Genomic DNA, 14,390 nt, shown 5'->3' on the forward strand with positions numbered 1-14,390 from the left:
TTTGAGGAGCAACCATGGTTCACGCAGCTAATTTCGCACCGCAGATCAAAATCCCCGCCACCTACATGCGCGGCGGCACCAGCAAAGGCGTGTTCTTCAGCCTCAAGGATCTGCCCGAAGCCGCGCAGATTCCCGGCCCGGCCCGGGACGCATTGCTGCTGCGGGTAATCGGCAGCCCCGACCCGTACGACAAGCAGATCGACGGCATGGGCGGCGCCACTTCGAGCACCAGCAAAACCGTGATCCTGTCGAAAAGCAGCAAGGCCGATCACGACGTCGATTACCTGTTCGGTCAGGTCTCCATCGACAAGCCGTTCGTAGACTGGAGCGGCAATTGCGGCAACCTCTCGGCAGCGGTCGGTTCGTTCGCCATCAGCAACGGTCTGGTGGATGCCAGCCGCATTCCGCACAACGGTGTGGCGGTGGTGCGCGTATGGCAGGCCAACATCGGCAAGACCATCATCGCCCACGTGCCGATCACTAACGGCGAAGTGCAGGAAACCGGTGATTTCGAACTCGACGGCGTGACCTTTCCGGCCGCCGAAGTGCAACTGGAGTTCATGGATCCGGCAGCGGAAGAAGAGGGCGGCGGCGGTTCGATGTTCCCCACCGGTAACCTGATCGACGAGCTGGAAGTGCCGGGTGTCGGCACGTTCAAGGCGACCATGATCAACGCCGGGATTCCGACAATTTTCGTCAACGCCGCAGACATCGGCTACACCGGCACCGAACTGCAGAGCGCGATCAACGGCGATCCGAAAGCGCTGCAGATGTTCGAAACCATCCGCGCCTACGGCGCATTGCGCATGGGCCTGATTGCGAATCTGGACGAAGCGGCCAAGCGACAGCACACGCCGAAAGTCGCGTTCGTCGCCAAACCCGCGGATTACGTGGCGTCCAGCGGCAAGGCGATTGCTGCCGGTGATGTGGATCTGCTGGTGCGCGCATTGTCGATGGGCAAATTGCACCACGCGATGATGGGCACGGCGGCGGTGGCAATCGGCACAGCGGCAGCGATCTCCGGGACTCTGGTGAATCTCGCGGCGGGCGGTGTCGAACGCAACGCGGTGCGCTTCGGCCATCCGTCCGGGACGCTGCGCGTAGGCGCCGAGGCCAGCCTGGAAAACGGTGAGTGGGTGGTGAAAAAAGCCATCATGAGCCGCAGTGCGCGCGTCCTCATGGAAGGCTACGTGCGCATCCCCGGCGACGCCTTCTGACCCAACACCGAACAGAACTGTGGGAGCGGGCTTGCTCGCGAAAGCGGCGTATCAGGCAACAGAGATATCGACTGACACGACGCCTTCGCGAGCAAGCCCGCTCCCACAATGGATCATTGCAACCTGACATCTCCCTGTAGGAGCTGCCGCAGGCTGCGATCTTTTGATTTTGCTTTTCAAGATCAAGATCAAAAGATCGCAGCCTGCGGCAGCTCCTACAGGGATTGCATTTCAATAATAAAAAATTGCCAGCTTGAACCGAGGTCCCATCAACGAACCACTGCAAGAGTGAATCGAACATGAGCGCCAACGTCGACCTGAACAACCGCCCCGACTACGACCGTGTCCTGCAGGACATCGCCGATTACGTCCTCACCTTCAACATCGAATCTGCCGAAGCCCTCGACACTGCCCGCAACTGCCTGATGGACACCCTCGGTTGTGGCCTGCTGGCGTTGCGGTTCCCCGAGTGCACCAAACACCTTGGCCCTCTGGTCGAAGGCACCGTGGTGCCGTTCGGGGCGCGGGTGCCGGGCACTTCCTATCGCCTCGACCCGGTGAAAGCCGCGTGGGACATCGGCTGCATCGTGCGCTGGCTCGACTACAACGACACCTGGCTCGCCGCCGAGTGGGGGCATCCGTCGGACAACCTCGGCGGAATTCTCGCGGTGGCCGATCACCTGTCGCAAAAACGCGTTGCCAATGGTGAGAAGCCGCTGACGATTCGCGATGTACTTGAAGCGATGATCATGGCCCACGAAATTCAAGGCGTGATCGCTCTGGAAAATTCCTTCAACCGCGTCGGGCTCGACCACGTGCTGCTGGTGAAAGTCGCTTCGACCGCCGTCACCGCCAAACTGATGGGGGCCAATCGCGAGCAGCTGCTGTCGGCGTTGTCCCATGCGTTTGCCGATGGTCAGGCGCTGCGCACCTATCGCCATGCGCCGAACGCCGGGTCGCGCAAGTCATGGGCGGCGGGGGATGCGACCAGTCGTGGCGTGCGTCTGGCCGACATCGCCCTGCGTGGCGAGATGGGGATTCCCGGGGTGTTGACGGCCAGGCAGTGGGGCTTCTATGACGTGTCGTTCAGCCACACCAACAATGATCTGGCGCTCAAGCCCGAAGGCAAACGTGCCTTCAGTTTCTCGCGGCCCTACGGCAGTTACGTGATGGAAAACGTGCTGTTCAAGATCAGCTTCCCCGCCGAATTCCATGCGCAAACGGCGTGCGAAGCGGCGGTGACCTTGCATCCGTTGGTGCGCAACCGCTTGCATGAAATCGACCGCATCGTCATCACCACCCACGAGTCGGCGATTCGCATCATTTCCAAGGTCGGGCCGCTGGCCAACGCTGCCGACCGCGACCACTGCCTTCAGTACATGACCGCCGTGCCGCTGGCGTTCGGCAATCTGGTGGCCGAGCAATACGAGGACGATTTCCACGCTGCGCACCCGATCATCGATGTGTTGCGCGAGAAGATGGTCATCGTCGAAGACCCGCGTTTCACCCGTGAGTATCTGGAGGCCGACAAGCGCTCGATTGCCAACGCGGTGCAGGTGTTTTTCAAGGACGGATCGAGCACCGAGAACGTGGTGGTGGAATACCCGATCGGCCACCGTCGCCGCCGCGCCGATGGCATCCCATTGCTGGAGGACAAGTTCAAGGCCAACCTGGCGACGCGTTTCACCGGCCAGCGCAGCAACGAGATCTTCACCCTGTGCAAGGATCAGCAAGCGCTCGAAGCCACGCCGGTCAATCGCTTCGTCGACCTGTTCGTGATCTAGGCCAACGCCAGAGGTGTCGCGGGCTACAGGCTGCCCTCGACATCCTCCAGGCTGAAGGTTTCGGTGTGGTCGTCGTAGGAGAAAATCTCCGCGTAACGACCCCAGGCGATCACCACTTCCAGGGTTCTCTCAACGAACGCTTCGGTCAGCGAGTCCTGCAGTTCCTGCTCGAAACGCACCCGTGGCGCGCGGTGACCATTGCGCTCCAGCAGCACCTGACGGATGCGCGCGGCCAGCGGTACGTGGCGAATCAGGTGTTCGGCGAACAGGGTTTTGCGTTCCTGGGTGCCGTAGTCGGCGAACAGTTTGCCGGCGTCGGTCAGGGTGATGTCGGCGCCTTTGAGTTCAGCGAAACCGAGGTGCTCGATCATCTCGGCCACGGGGAACAGGTCATCGACTTCCAGCAGACGCCGTTCAGCCACGGTGGGCAGGCCGGCGTGGCCGTTGTAGGGTTCGGCGGCGATGGTTTCGATCAGACCGGCCATCAGGTTGGTCGAGACCTCAGGCAGCGGACTGCTCATTTTCAGCTCGGGCTTGCCGACGCTGGCATCGGCGCTGCGCCGGTCAGTCATCTGCGCGTAAATGTCGTCGACCATCTGCCGGAAAGCCGGATCCAGGCGGTTGCGTGGATGGGCGAACGGCACTTTGATTTCCGCCACCACCCGACCCGGGTTGGACGACAACACCAGAATGCGGTCGCACATCAGCACCGCTTCTTCGATGTTGTGGGTGACGATCAGGATCGATTTGATCGGCAGTTGCTTGCCGCTCCACAGGTCCAGCAGATCCGTGCGCAGGGTTTCGGCGGTCAGTACGTCGAGTGCCGAAAAGGGTTCGTCCATCAGCAACAGGGTCGGGTTGACCACCAGCGCGCGCGCGAAGCCCACGCGCTGGCGCATGCCGCCGGACAACTCGCGCGGGTAGGCGTTTTCGAAACCGTCGAGGCCGATCAGGTCGATCGCCGCCAGCGCCCGTTTACGCGCAGCCTTGCGTTCGACCTGCAAGGCTTGCAGGCCGGCCTCGACGTTTTCCAGCACCGTCAGCCACGGGAACAGGGCGAAGGTCTGGAACACCATCGCCACACCTTCGGCCGGGCCGTGTAGCGGCTGGCCGTTGTACAGGACATCGCCCGATGACGGTTCGATCAGGCCGGCAATGATCCGCAGCAAGGTGGATTTGCCGGAGCCGGAGCGGCCGAGCATGCCGACGATCTCGCCTTCGCGCAGGGTCAGATCGACCCCGCTGAGCACTTGCAGTTCTTCCTTGCCCTTGCCAAACACCCGGTTCACATCGCTGAGCGAATAGATTTCGGGGCTGGCGGCGGTTTGTTCGGTATAGGTATTCATCGCAGCGAGTCCCATCAGTTCAGGCGCAGTTTGTTTTCGGCCACGGCGTACATCGGTCGCCAGACCAGACGATTGAAGGCCACGACAAAGATCGCCATGACCACCACGCCGAGGGTGATTTTCGGAAAATCTCCGGCGGCGGTGGTCTGGGCGATATAGGCCCCGAGACCGTGGGCAACGACTTTGTCCTGCCCCCAGGAGACGAATTCGGAAACGATACTGGCGTTCCACGCACCGCCCGAGGCGGTAATGGCGCCGGTCACGTAGTACGGGAAAATGCCCGGCAGCATGACCTTGCGCCACCACAACCAGCCGCGAATGCGGAAGTTGGCGGCGGCCTCCTTGTAGTCATTGGGGAAGGCGCTGGCCCCGGCGATCACGTTGAACAGGATGTACCACTGCGTGCCGAGCACGATCAGCGGGCTGAGCCAGATGTCCGGGTTCAACTGGTAGCGCAGGATCACGATGACGAATACCGGGAACAGCAGGTTCGCCGGAAACGCCGCAAGGAACTGCGCCAGCGGCTGGATCTTTTCCGCCAGCGCCGGACGCAGGCCGATCATCACTCCCAGCGGCACCCAGATCAGCGAAGCAATGAGAATCAGACCGGCCACTCGCAGTAAGGTAAAGAACCCCAGCAGCAATACATGGCCGACCTCGGCGAGCGTCACTTCTGTGCCGACATACAGGACGATGTGATAAAGCGCATAAGCCGTCAGCAGCGCGATCAATGTGCCCCATATCCAGTCGATCATTTTCGATCTGCTCGGGTTGTCCGCGCTGAGGGTCTGGCGCGCCGCACGCGGCAGGTTCAAGCGCATGTTGCCCAGCCGGCTGATGGCGCGGCTGAACGGGCGCAGCAGGCGCTGGATCAAACGGGTGCGCTGGATCAGGTTCAGTACCCAGGATTCGGGCGCGGCGGTCTGCGAGGCGGTGTTTTCCATGCGGAACTTGTCGGCCCAGGCCACCAGCGGGCGGAACAGGAACTGGTCGTAGATCAGGATCACCACGATCATCGTCAGAATCACGTAACCCACCGCGTGCAGGTCTTTCTGCGCGATGGCCATGGCCAGATACGAGCCGATACCCGGCAGGGTGATGGTCTGGTCCCCCACCGTGATGGCTTCCGACGCCACCACGAAGAACCAGCCGCCGGACATGCTCATCATCATGTTCCACACCAGCCCGGGCATGGCGAAAGGCACGTCGAGTTTCCAGAAACTCTGCCAGCCGGACAGTTGCAGGTTGGTCGACACCTCCACCAGATCCCGCGGCAGCATGCGCAGCGACTGGTAGAAGCTGAAGGTCATGTTCCACGCCTGACTGGTGAAAATGGCGAAGATCGCGGCGAATTCCGCCCCGAGTACCCGGCCGGGAAACATCAGCAAAAAGAAGGTCACGGTGAACGAGATGTAGCCCAGCACTGGCACCGATTGCAGGATGTCCAGCACCGGCACCAGCAGTTTTTCGGCGCGACGGCTTTTCGCGGCCAGGGTGCCATAAAGCAGGGTGAACACCAGCGCCGCGACCATCGCCGCGAGCATGCGCAGGGTGGTGCGCATGGCGTATTCCGGCAGGTTGCTCGGGTCGAGAGAGATCACCTCGCTCTGCAAGGTGGCGATCGGTGCCCAGGTTTCCCGGGCGGTGATCGAGAAAAACAGCAAGAAGCCGATCACCAGCGGCATGGCGATCAGGTCCCAGCGATTGGGCAGCAAGCGCCGGGTCGTGGCCGGGATGTAGTGACGGAACACTTTCTTCATACGCAGTGATTCCAGCGGTGTCCAAAGGGGGCGCGGCAGTCTGAGCGTAGCTTCTGTCTGCACGACCCACCGAGAATGAGCGGATGCTCGTTCTTCAGGTTCAAGTGGGAGGTGAATGTTGCGGGCCCGCTGAATTCATCAGGCCAGGAGGGCTGGCGCATCCGGTTTGGGAACCGGATGCGCTGCTTGCGCGGATTGTATATTTCCAGATGTTACAAAGACGTAAAGACAGTGTCTGTTTTAAGTGAAGAAATTTTCATCCGGTAAATGCCCGTCCGCCTAGGCGAAACGCAGGATTACCCGGCGATTGTTGCGGCTTTTCTTCTCGATTTTTTCGCAATACACCCGGCCGATTTCCCGGGTGTTGTGCACATGGGTGCCGCCACAGGGCTGGATGTCGACGCCGCTGACCTCGACCATGCGCAAGTCACCCTGAATGACGGGCGGCTTGACCGTCTTGCTGCCGGTCCTCTCCAGCAAGGCGGGGTACTCGGCGGCCGGCATCGACAGGGTATTGACCGTGCAGGCCTGTTCGATCAGCGCGTTGAGGTCGCGGGTGATGCTGTCCTTGTCGAGGGTCATTTCCGGCAGATCGAAATCCAGTCGGCCCTTGTCGGCGCTGATGCTGCACCCGGTGACCGGCGCATTGATCAGCGCACCGAGCAGATGCAGGCAGGTATGCATCTTCATGTGCTGATAGCGCCGCTCCCAGTCGAGACTGGCGTTGACCAATGCGCCGGTACACAACTGCGGTGGGCACTCTTGCACCTGATGCCAGATGATCGACGGCAGCAGGGGATCGCGCACCGTTCCGGTGACTTCGATCCGCGTGCCATCCACCAGACTGAAATGCCCGGTGTCACCCGGTTGCCCGCCACCGGTTGGGTAGAAAAGGGTGTGTTCCAGCACGACGGCCTGATCGACCACTGCGATGACTCGGGCACCAAAGGCGCGCCGGTAGGGTTCGCTGTTAAACAGGCTGAGGGTTTCCATGGTGTGTACCGACATTTGAACCTCCGATGTTCAAAGTTGAGTGGTGTGTGAGCCCTTGTGCTCACGTCGGGTCGTGGGCTTTCAGCGTTTGAGCGGTAACTTGGTGATCGCGAAACCGGCGAGCAGGATTGCCGAGTACAGCATCAGGTCCCGCGAGATCGGCGTGCCTTCGTACCAGGCGCCGATGAGCAGGGCGAATACCGGGAAGATGATGAACACGAACGACAGCAGCACCGGGCTCAGGCGTTTGAGCAGGATGAAATACACGATAAAGCCGCCCACTGACGCCACCAGTCCGAGGTACAGCAGAGCGCCCCATGAGCGCGCGGTCACGTCCTTGAATACCGGCGCTTCCACGTTCAAGCCGACAATAAATAACATCAGCCCGGCGATGCCGATCGGCAGGGTGTTGTAGGTGATCACGCTGATCGCGCTGCCGTGCTTTTTGGTTACCACGTAGCACAGCGCATGCAGGATCGCTGCGCACAGAATCGCCAGCACGCCGAGCCATTCCGCCTGATCCAGATGCAGGCCCTGGCTGCGAATGATCATGAACAGACTGGCGAAACCGATGGCGATACCGAGCATCTGTGCGGGGAGGATTTTCTCGCGCAGAAACAGCGCGGAAAAAATCAGGATAAACACCGGCATGCAACTGAACAGCAGTGCTGTCAGACCGGACGAAACGTGCATCTCGCCGTAGTTGAGCAGGTAGTACGGCAGGCTGAAATACGACAGCGTGACGAACACGAAAAACCAGCGGCTCTGTCGCGGGAACAACAGCGGTTCCCTGCGCAGTGCGGCGAAGCTCAGGAACAGCGGAAAGGCGATCAGAAAACGCAGGCCCGCGGCGGTCAGTGGCGGCACGCTTTCCACGGCGATCTTGATCCCCAGCCACGTGGTGCCCCAACTCAGGCAGACGATCAGAAACAAGGTGCTGGTGAGCAATCCGGCGAGCCAGGGTTTGCTGATGTTCAGCGGTGCGCTGATGGCAGTCGACATGCTTGGTGCTCCGCAGCAAAGGAATTGACCCGGTTGTTGAAAAGGGCTATCCCTGATTGAACCTGTTTTCAGCACGCTATTCGGGGCGACAATGACTGTCAAAGTAAGTATTGCCATGGTGTCAATCCTCCGCGACGGCCTCGCCAACGGGGTGGGGGTAAAGTACAAGCGCCTGGCGGATGCGGTGCAGCAGGCCATCGCCGAAGGCGTGATTGCGGCGGGAGCGAAATTGCCGCCGCACCGGCTGTTGGCCGATAGCCTGGGCGTGACCATCGGCACCATCAGTCGCGCCTATGGCGAACTGGAGCGGGTCGGTCTGGTGGTGGCCCGGGTCGGCGATGGCACTTATGTGCGTGAGCGCGGGATGGAGCGGCCGCAGGACAAGGGCTTTCGCAATGTCAGCGATGAGCCGCGCGCCTGTTTCGACATGAGCCGCAATCAGCCGATCCCCGGGCAGGAAGCGGCATTCATGAGCCAGACCCTGCACAGCCTCGCCAGTGATCCGCGCGGCTTGCAGCAGTTGACCGGTTACACCGTCGAAAGCGGTTTGCTGCGGCATCGGCAGGCAGGGGCGCGTTGGTTGAGTCATGGCGCGTTTCAGCCGCACGCCGATCAGGTGTTGTGCGTCAATGGCGGCCAGCATGGCTTGCTGTGCGCCTTGATGGGCCTGCTCAAGGCGGGCGACACGTTGGTTACCGAGCATCTGACTTACCCGGGGCTGATCAGCGTCGCGCGCCAGTTGGGGGTCAAACTCATCGGTGTCGCAATGGATGACGAAGGGCTGCTGCCGGCAGCGCTGGACGACATCTGCCGGCAGCATCGTGTCTCGGCGTTGTACTGCACGCCGACGATTCAGAACCCGACGGCAGCAGTCATGTCCGTGCCGCGGCGCGAGGCGATTGCCGACATCTGTCGCCAACACAATCTGCTGATTTTCGAAGACGACGCACATGCGGTGCTGGCCCGCCAGCGACCGTTGCCGCTGAGCCATTTCGCCGCCGAGCGCGCGGTGTTGATCGGCAGTCTGAGCAAGGCGGTTTCAGCCGGTCTGCGGGTCGGTTATCTGCATGCACCGCAAGCGCTGATCGGGCGCCTGAGTGCGGCCATTCGCGGCACCTGCTGGATGGCCAATCCGCTGGCGATGGAGTTGGCGAGCCGCTGGATCGACAACGGCATGGCCGAGCGTTTGCTGGATGAGCAGATCAGCGAAATCGGCCGGCGCAAGGCGCTGGTCGCGCCGGTGTTGGCGGGGCTCAATTACAAGGCGGATGCGCATAGCCCGCACTTCTGGATCGAGGTGCCGGAGCTGTGGCGCGCCTCGCAGATTGCGGCGGAGCTGAAGGAAAACAACTACCTGGTGGCCACCGCCGAGGCCTTTGCGGTCGGGCATGCGGCGGTGCCGCAGTTCATTCGAGCGAGTGTGTGCAATGCGGTGGGGGATGACCGGTTGCTGCTGTCCGGGTTCGAGGCTCTGGCGCGGGCATTAACGGAAACCGTGTAATCGTTCTTCGCGAGCAAGCTCGCTCCCACATGCGATCGCATTCCAACTTGAGGAACTCGATCAACCTGTGGGCGCGAGCTTGCTCGCGAAGGCGTCAGAACAGACACCACAAATCTATTTGAACCGCCGCTCCACGCCTTTCTCCACCAGAATCTTCGCCGAAATCTCTTCCACCGAAAAATGCGTGGAGTTGATGTGCGGGATGTTCTCGCGGCGGAACAGGTTTTCCACTTCACGCACTTCGAATTCGCACTGGGCGTAGCTCGAATAACGGCTGTTGGGCTTGCGCTCGTTGCGGATCGCGGTGAGGCGATCCGGGTCGATGGTCAGGCCGAACAGCTTGTGCTGGTGGGCGCGCAGGGCGGTCGGCAGGGTCAGGCGCTCCATGTCGTCTTCGGTCAGCGGGTAGTTGGCCGCGCGAATGCCGAATTGCATCGCCATGTACAGGCACGTCGGCGTCTTACCACAACGCGACACGCCCACTAGTATCAGATCGGCCTTGTCGTAATAGTGGGTGCGCGCGCCGTCGTCATTGTCGAGAGCGAAGTTCACCGCCTCGATCCGCTCCATGTAATTGGAGTTGTGCCCGATCGAATGCGACTTGCCGACGGTATAGGAAGAATGCTCAGTCAGTTCCTGCTCCAGCGGGGCGAGGAAGGTCGAGAAAATGTCGATCATGAAACCATTGGAGGTCGCGAGAATCTCACGGATGTCCTGATTGACGATGGTGTCGAAGATGATCGGGCGCATGCCGTCGGTTTCAGCGGCTTTGTTGATTTGTTGTACCATGGCCCGCGCTTTGTCCGCGTTGTCGATATACGGCCGCGTGACTTTGCTGAAGGTAATGTTTTCGAACTGCGCCAGAAGGCTTTGACCCAGGGTTTCGGCAGTGATGCCGGTGCCATCGGAGATAAAGAAAGCAGATCGTTTCATTTGCACCTTGGGCCTTAAGCTAGTCATCAATCTTGGATATGATAGGCGCGATTGCCGGCCGCCAATGGCCCGCATTCTCACTTATTTTCCAGGTCCAGGCCATACAGCCGGCCAACGCTCCCCCGAGCTGCCGGTTTCTGAGCTTTTCCAACACAGTTAGTGGAGAGATCACCTTGGTAGAGTACGTAGTTTCCCTCGATAAGCTCGGCAAACACGATGTTGAGCATGTGGGGGGCAAGAACGCATCCCTGGGCGAGATGATCAGCAACCTGGCGGGTGCCGGTGTGTCGGTCCCCGGCGGCTTTGCCACCACCGCGCAGGCCTATCGCGACTTTCTCGAACTGAGCGGCCTCAACGATCAGATCCACAAGGCTCTCGATGCCCTGGACGTCGATGACGTCAATGCACTGGCCAAGACCGGTGCGCAGATCCGTCAATGGATCATGGACGCCGAATTCCCTGAAAAACTCAATGCCGAGATTCGCACCGCGTTCGCCGCGTTGTCGGCCGGTAACCCTGATGTGGCCGTGGCCGTGCGTTCTTCCGCTACCGCCGAAGACTTGCCGGACGCCTCGTTCGCCGGTCAGCAGGAAACCTTCCTGAACATCCGTGGCGTGGAAAACGTTATCCGCGCCGCCAAAGAGGTGTTCGCTTCGCTGTTCAACGACCGGGCGATTTCCTACCGCGTGCACCAGGGCTTCGACCACAAACTGGTCGCCCTGTCGGCCGGCGTGCAGCGCATGGTGCGTTCGGAAACCGGTACTGCCGGCGTAATGTTCACCCTCGATACCGAATCCGGCTTCCGTGACGTGGTGTTCATCACCGGCGCCTACGGCCTGGGCGAAACCGTTGTTCAAGGCGCGGTGAACCCCGACGAATTCTATGTGCACAAGGGCACGCTGGAAGCCGGTCGTCCGGCGATCCTGCGTCGCAACCTCGGCAGCAAGGCGATCAAGATGATCTACGGCGACGAGGCCAAGGCCGGTCGTTCGGTGAAGACCGTCGATGTCGACAAGGCCGAACGCGCGCGTTTCTGCCTGACCGACGCCGAGGTCAGCGAGCTGGCCAAGCAGGCGATGATCATCGAGAAGCACTACGGCTGCCCGATGGACATCGAGTGGGCCAAGGACGGTGACGACGGCAAGCTGTACATCGTGCAGGCCCGTCCGGAAACCGTGAAGAGCCGCACCCAGGCCAACGTCATGGAACGTTACCTGCTGAAAGAAACCGGCACCGTGCTGGTGGAAGGTCGTGCCATCGGCCAGCGCATCGGCGCCGGTAAGGTGCGGATCATCAAGGACGTCTCGGAAATGGACAAAGTCCAGGCCGGCGACGTGCTGGTCTCCGACATGACCGACCCGGACTGGGAACCGGTGATGAAGCGCGCCAGCGCCATCGTCACCAACCGTGGCGGGCGTACCTGTCACGCGGCGATCATCGCCCGTGAACTGGGGATTCCGGCGGTTGTGGGTTGCGGCAACGCCACCCAACTGCTGAAGGATGGCCAGGGCGTGACCGTGTCCTGTGCTGAGGGTGACACCGGTTACATCTTCGAAGGCGAGCTGGGCTTCGACGTCAAGAAGAACTCCGTGGACGCCATGCCGGAGCTGCCGTTCAAGATCATGATGAACGTCGGCAACCCGGACCGCGCCTTCGACTTCGCGCAACTGCCGAACGCCGGTGTCGGCCTGGCCCGTCTGGAATTCATCATCAACCGCATGATCGGCGTGCACCCGAAAGCACTGCTGAACTACGACGGCCTGCCGCAGGAAATCAAGGACAGCGTCGACAAGCGCATCGCCGGTTACGACGATCCGGTCGGCTTCTACGTCGAAAAACTGGTGGAAGGCATCAGCACCCTCGCTGCAGCGTTCTGGCCGAAGAAGGTCATCGTGCGTCTGTCGGACTTCAAGTCCAACGAATACGCGAACCTGATCGGCGGCAAGCTCTACGAGCCGGAAGAAGAAAACCCGATGCTGGGCTTCCGTGGCGCTTCGCGTTACATCAGCGAAGCGTTCCGCGATTGCTTCGAACTCGAGTGTCGCGCACTGAAACGCGTACGCAACGAGATGGGCCTGACCAACGTCGAAATCATGGTGCCGTTCGTCCGTACCCTCGGCGAAGCCAGCCAGGTGGTCGATCTGCTCGCCGAAAACGGCCTGGCCCGTGGCGACAATGGCCTGCGCGTGATCATGATGTGCGAACTGCCATCCAACGCGATTCTCGCTGAAGAATTCCTCGAATTCTTCGACGGTTTCTCGATCGGTTCCAACGACCTGACTCAGCTGACCCTGGGCCTGGACCGTGACTCCGGGATCATCGCGCACCTGTTCGACGAGCGTAATCCGGCGGTCAAGAAGCTGTTGGCCAACGCGATTGCCGCGTGCAACAAGGCCGGCAAGTACATCGGCATCTGCGGACAGGGCCCTTCGGACCACCCGGATCTGGCCAAGTGGCTGATGGAGCAGGGCATCGAAAGCGTGTCGCTGAACCCGGACTCCGTACTGGAAACCTGGTTCTTCCTCGCGGAAGGTCAGGCCCAGGCTTGAACCATATGTGAACGGCCCGTTCCCCTTGTGGGAGCGAGCTTGCTCGCGAAGACGGAATAAGATCCGCCACAAATATTGGCTGATACACCGCTTTCGCGAGCAAGCCCGCTCCCACAAAGGTCGGGGGCTTTGAGATTGAAGTAGGGCGGGCTCCTGTAGATGCCGCCCTTTTTTGTGCAAGAGCATTATGCAAAGCAGCAGCAACCTGTTTCCTGTCGCCCTGATCAGCGCCGAACGTCGCGGTGATCTGAGCGAAGATGTGTATCGATTGAAACCCGGCAACAGTCCCGACTGGTCCGTGGAGATCGCCGTGACCCGTCTGGGCATGGCCGATGACGCGACGCCGCGCGGCGTGCCGGTGATTTTGCTGCACGGCAGTTTTTCCAATCGACGCTTCTGGTTTTCCCCCAAGGGCCTTGGGCTGGGCGCGTACCTGACGCGTCTGGGTTTTGATGTATGGATTCCGGAGATGCGCGGCCATGGCCTGTCGCAGCGCAACCAGGACTACCGCCGCAACCGCGTGGCTGACTACGCCCGGTACGATCTGCCGGCGATTGCCGCGTTCGTGCGCGAGCAGAGCGGGCAGGTGCCACACTGGATCGGCCATTCGCTGGGCGGCATTACCCTGGCGGCGGCGCTGGGTGGCGAATACCTTGGCGAGCCAGCCGTGGCTTCCGCGGCGTTTTTCGGCACGCAGGTCAGTCGCACGTACTGGCCGCTGAAGATTCCACCGGTGGAGTGGAGCGGGCGCTTCATTCTCAAGCGTTTCGCGCAATTGTCCGGCTCACGCCTCAAGCGCGGCCCGGAGGACGAGCCGATCGGCCTGGCGCTGGAAAGCATGCGCTGGTACGGCTTGTTTGGACGTTTTGGTGACAAGGACAAGGATTGGTGGGCCGGTCTGGCCGAGGTTCAGGTGCCGGTGCTGGCCGTGACGGCGGCGGGCGATCATCAGGATCCGGCGTGGGCCTGTCGCAAGCTGTTCGAGCAGATCGGCTCCGAGCACAAGCAATTCGTCAATCTGGGGCGTGAGCAGGGCTTCAGGGACAATTTCGGTCACGTCGAGATGCTGGTGAGCAAGGCTGCACAGGCCGAAGTCTGGCCGCTGGTGGCGCGCTGGCTGCAGGATCAGCAGACGCCATTGCTCGGCGACAAGCCGGATCTGGCGGCCGCGGGTTGAGGCCAAGGCTCTGAAAAGGGCATTTCGCTCAGGTCGGCTTGCGGCTAAGATATGACGCATTGTGCGGTTCTGGTCATAAATGGTGGCTGTTTAGCTATTACGTTTCAGCGTATGTTCAGGTTCATTCA

The 14,390-nt window shown here is 61.1% G+C and carries 10 protein-coding genes; 5 read left to right on the forward strand and 5 right to left on the reverse strand.

Annotated elements, in window-relative coordinates; translation table 11 throughout:
• Positions 1 to 14 precede the first annotated feature (14 nt).
• Both prpF and prpD read left to right on the forward strand, forming a co-directional pair.
• Entirely contained in the window at positions 15 to 1,217 is a 1,203-nt protein-coding gene (gene prpF / locus M0814_RS04675) for a 2-methylaconitate cis-trans isomerase PrpF (RefSeq protein WP_103484621.1), read from the forward strand.
• 299 nt (positions 1,218 to 1,516) lie between these two features.
• Positions 1,517 to 3,001: a 2-methylcitrate dehydratase gene (prpD, locus tag M0814_RS04680; RefSeq protein WP_103484620.1), complete on the forward strand. Its 1,485-nt coding sequence runs from the start codon at positions 1,517 to 1,519 to the stop codon at positions 2,999 to 3,001.
• A 23-nt stretch (positions 3,002 to 3,024) separates the two neighbouring features.
• Here prpD and M0814_RS04685 read toward each other — a convergent pair whose 3' ends face one another.
• The 4 genes from M0814_RS04685 to M0814_RS04700 all read right to left on the reverse strand — a co-directional run bounded on the left by M0814_RS04685 (position 3,025) and on the right by M0814_RS04700 (position 8,102).
• Positions 3,025 to 4,347 (reverse strand): nitrate/sulfonate/bicarbonate ABC transporter ATP-binding protein, encoded by a 1,323-nt coding sequence (locus M0814_RS04685; protein ID WP_103484626.1) that lies wholly within the window; start codon positions 4,345 to 4,347, stop codon positions 3,025 to 3,027.
• Between the two features lie 14 nt (positions 4,348 to 4,361).
• Positions 4,362 to 6,107, reverse strand: a complete 1,746-nt coding sequence (locus M0814_RS04690; protein WP_003223277.1) for an ABC transporter permease subunit — start codon at positions 6,105 to 6,107, stop codon at positions 4,362 to 4,364.
• Positions 6,108 to 6,386: 279 nt separating this feature from the next.
• Positions 6,387 to 7,115 carry an alanyl-tRNA editing protein gene (locus tag M0814_RS04695; RefSeq protein ID WP_003223279.1) on the reverse strand — a complete coding sequence of 243 codons (729 nt, stop codon included), beginning with the start codon at positions 7,113 to 7,115 and terminating at the stop codon, positions 6,387 to 6,389.
• 66 nt (positions 7,116 to 7,181) lie between these two features.
• Positions 7,182 to 8,102, reverse strand: coding sequence for an EamA family transporter (locus M0814_RS04700; RefSeq protein ID WP_103484619.1), 921 nt, complete (start codon positions 8,100 to 8,102; stop codon positions 7,182 to 7,184).
• 91 nt (positions 8,103 to 8,193) lie between these two features.
• Here M0814_RS04700 and M0814_RS04705 point away from each other — a divergent pair, with 91 nt between their 5' ends.
• A complete protein-coding gene (locus M0814_RS04705) occupies positions 8,194 to 9,603 on the forward strand; it encodes a PLP-dependent aminotransferase family protein (RefSeq protein WP_103484618.1) in 1,410 nt (469 codons plus the stop codon).
• Between the two features lie 114 nt (positions 9,604 to 9,717).
• On the opposite strand, the gene M0814_RS04710 is transcribed toward M0814_RS04705, so the two are convergent.
• Complete coding sequence (locus M0814_RS04710; RefSeq protein WP_003223283.1) at positions 9,718 to 10,536, reverse strand: pyruvate, water dikinase regulatory protein; 819 nt, start codon at positions 10,534 to 10,536, stop codon at positions 9,718 to 9,720.
• Positions 10,537 to 10,709: 173 nt separating this feature from the next.
• On the opposite strand from M0814_RS04710, the gene ppsA reads away from it, so the two are divergent.
• Positions 10,710 to 13,085 carry a phosphoenolpyruvate synthase gene (ppsA, locus tag M0814_RS04715; protein WP_003223284.1) on the forward strand — a complete coding sequence of 792 codons (2,376 nt, stop codon included), beginning with the start codon at positions 10,710 to 10,712 and terminating at the stop codon, positions 13,083 to 13,085.
• A gap of 187 nt (positions 13,086 to 13,272) precedes the next feature.
• Positions 13,273 to 14,262, forward strand: a complete 990-nt coding sequence (locus M0814_RS04720; protein WP_103484617.1) for an alpha/beta fold hydrolase — start codon at positions 13,273 to 13,275, stop codon at positions 14,260 to 14,262.
• Positions 14,263 to 14,390 lie beyond the last annotated feature (128 nt).

The sequence above is a fragment of the Pseudomonas sp. MWU12-2020 genome, assembly GCF_023100605.1.
In the GTDB taxonomy this organism is placed as follows: domain Bacteria; phylum Pseudomonadota; class Gammaproteobacteria; order Pseudomonadales; family Pseudomonadaceae; genus Aquipseudomonas; species Aquipseudomonas fluorescens_H.

Excerpts from the sequence above, each read along its gene's own strand:
- M0814_RS04700 (WP_103484619.1), bottom strand. The coding sequence starts at position 8,102 with ATGTCGACTGCCATCAGCGCACCGCTGAACATCAGCAAACCCTGGCTC.
- M0814_RS04690 (WP_003223277.1), bottom strand. The coding sequence starts at position 6,107 with ATGAAGAAAGTGTTCCGTCACTACATCCCGGCCACGACCCGGCGCTTG.
- prpD (WP_103484620.1), top strand. The coding sequence starts at position 1,517 with ATGAGCGCCAACGTCGACCTGAACAACCGCCCCGACTACGACCGTGTC.
- M0814_RS04695 (WP_003223279.1), bottom strand. The coding sequence starts at position 7,115 with ATGTCGGTACACACCATGGAAACCCTCAGCCTGTTTAACAGCGAACCC.
- M0814_RS04705 (WP_103484618.1), top strand. The coding sequence starts at position 8,194 with ATGACTGTCAAAGTAAGTATTGCCATGGTGTCAATCCTCCGCGACGGC.
- M0814_RS04720 (WP_103484617.1), top strand. The coding sequence starts at position 13,273 with ATGCAAAGCAGCAGCAACCTGTTTCCTGTCGCCCTGATCAGCGCCGAA.
- M0814_RS04685 (WP_103484626.1), bottom strand. The coding sequence starts at position 4,347 with ATGAATACCTATACCGAACAAACCGCCGCCAGCCCCGAAATCTATTCG.
- M0814_RS04710 (WP_003223283.1), bottom strand. The coding sequence starts at position 10,536 with ATGAAACGATCTGCTTTCTTTATCTCCGATGGCACCGGCATCACTGCC.
- prpF (WP_103484621.1), top strand. The coding sequence starts at position 15 with ATGGTTCACGCAGCTAATTTCGCACCGCAGATCAAAATCCCCGCCACC.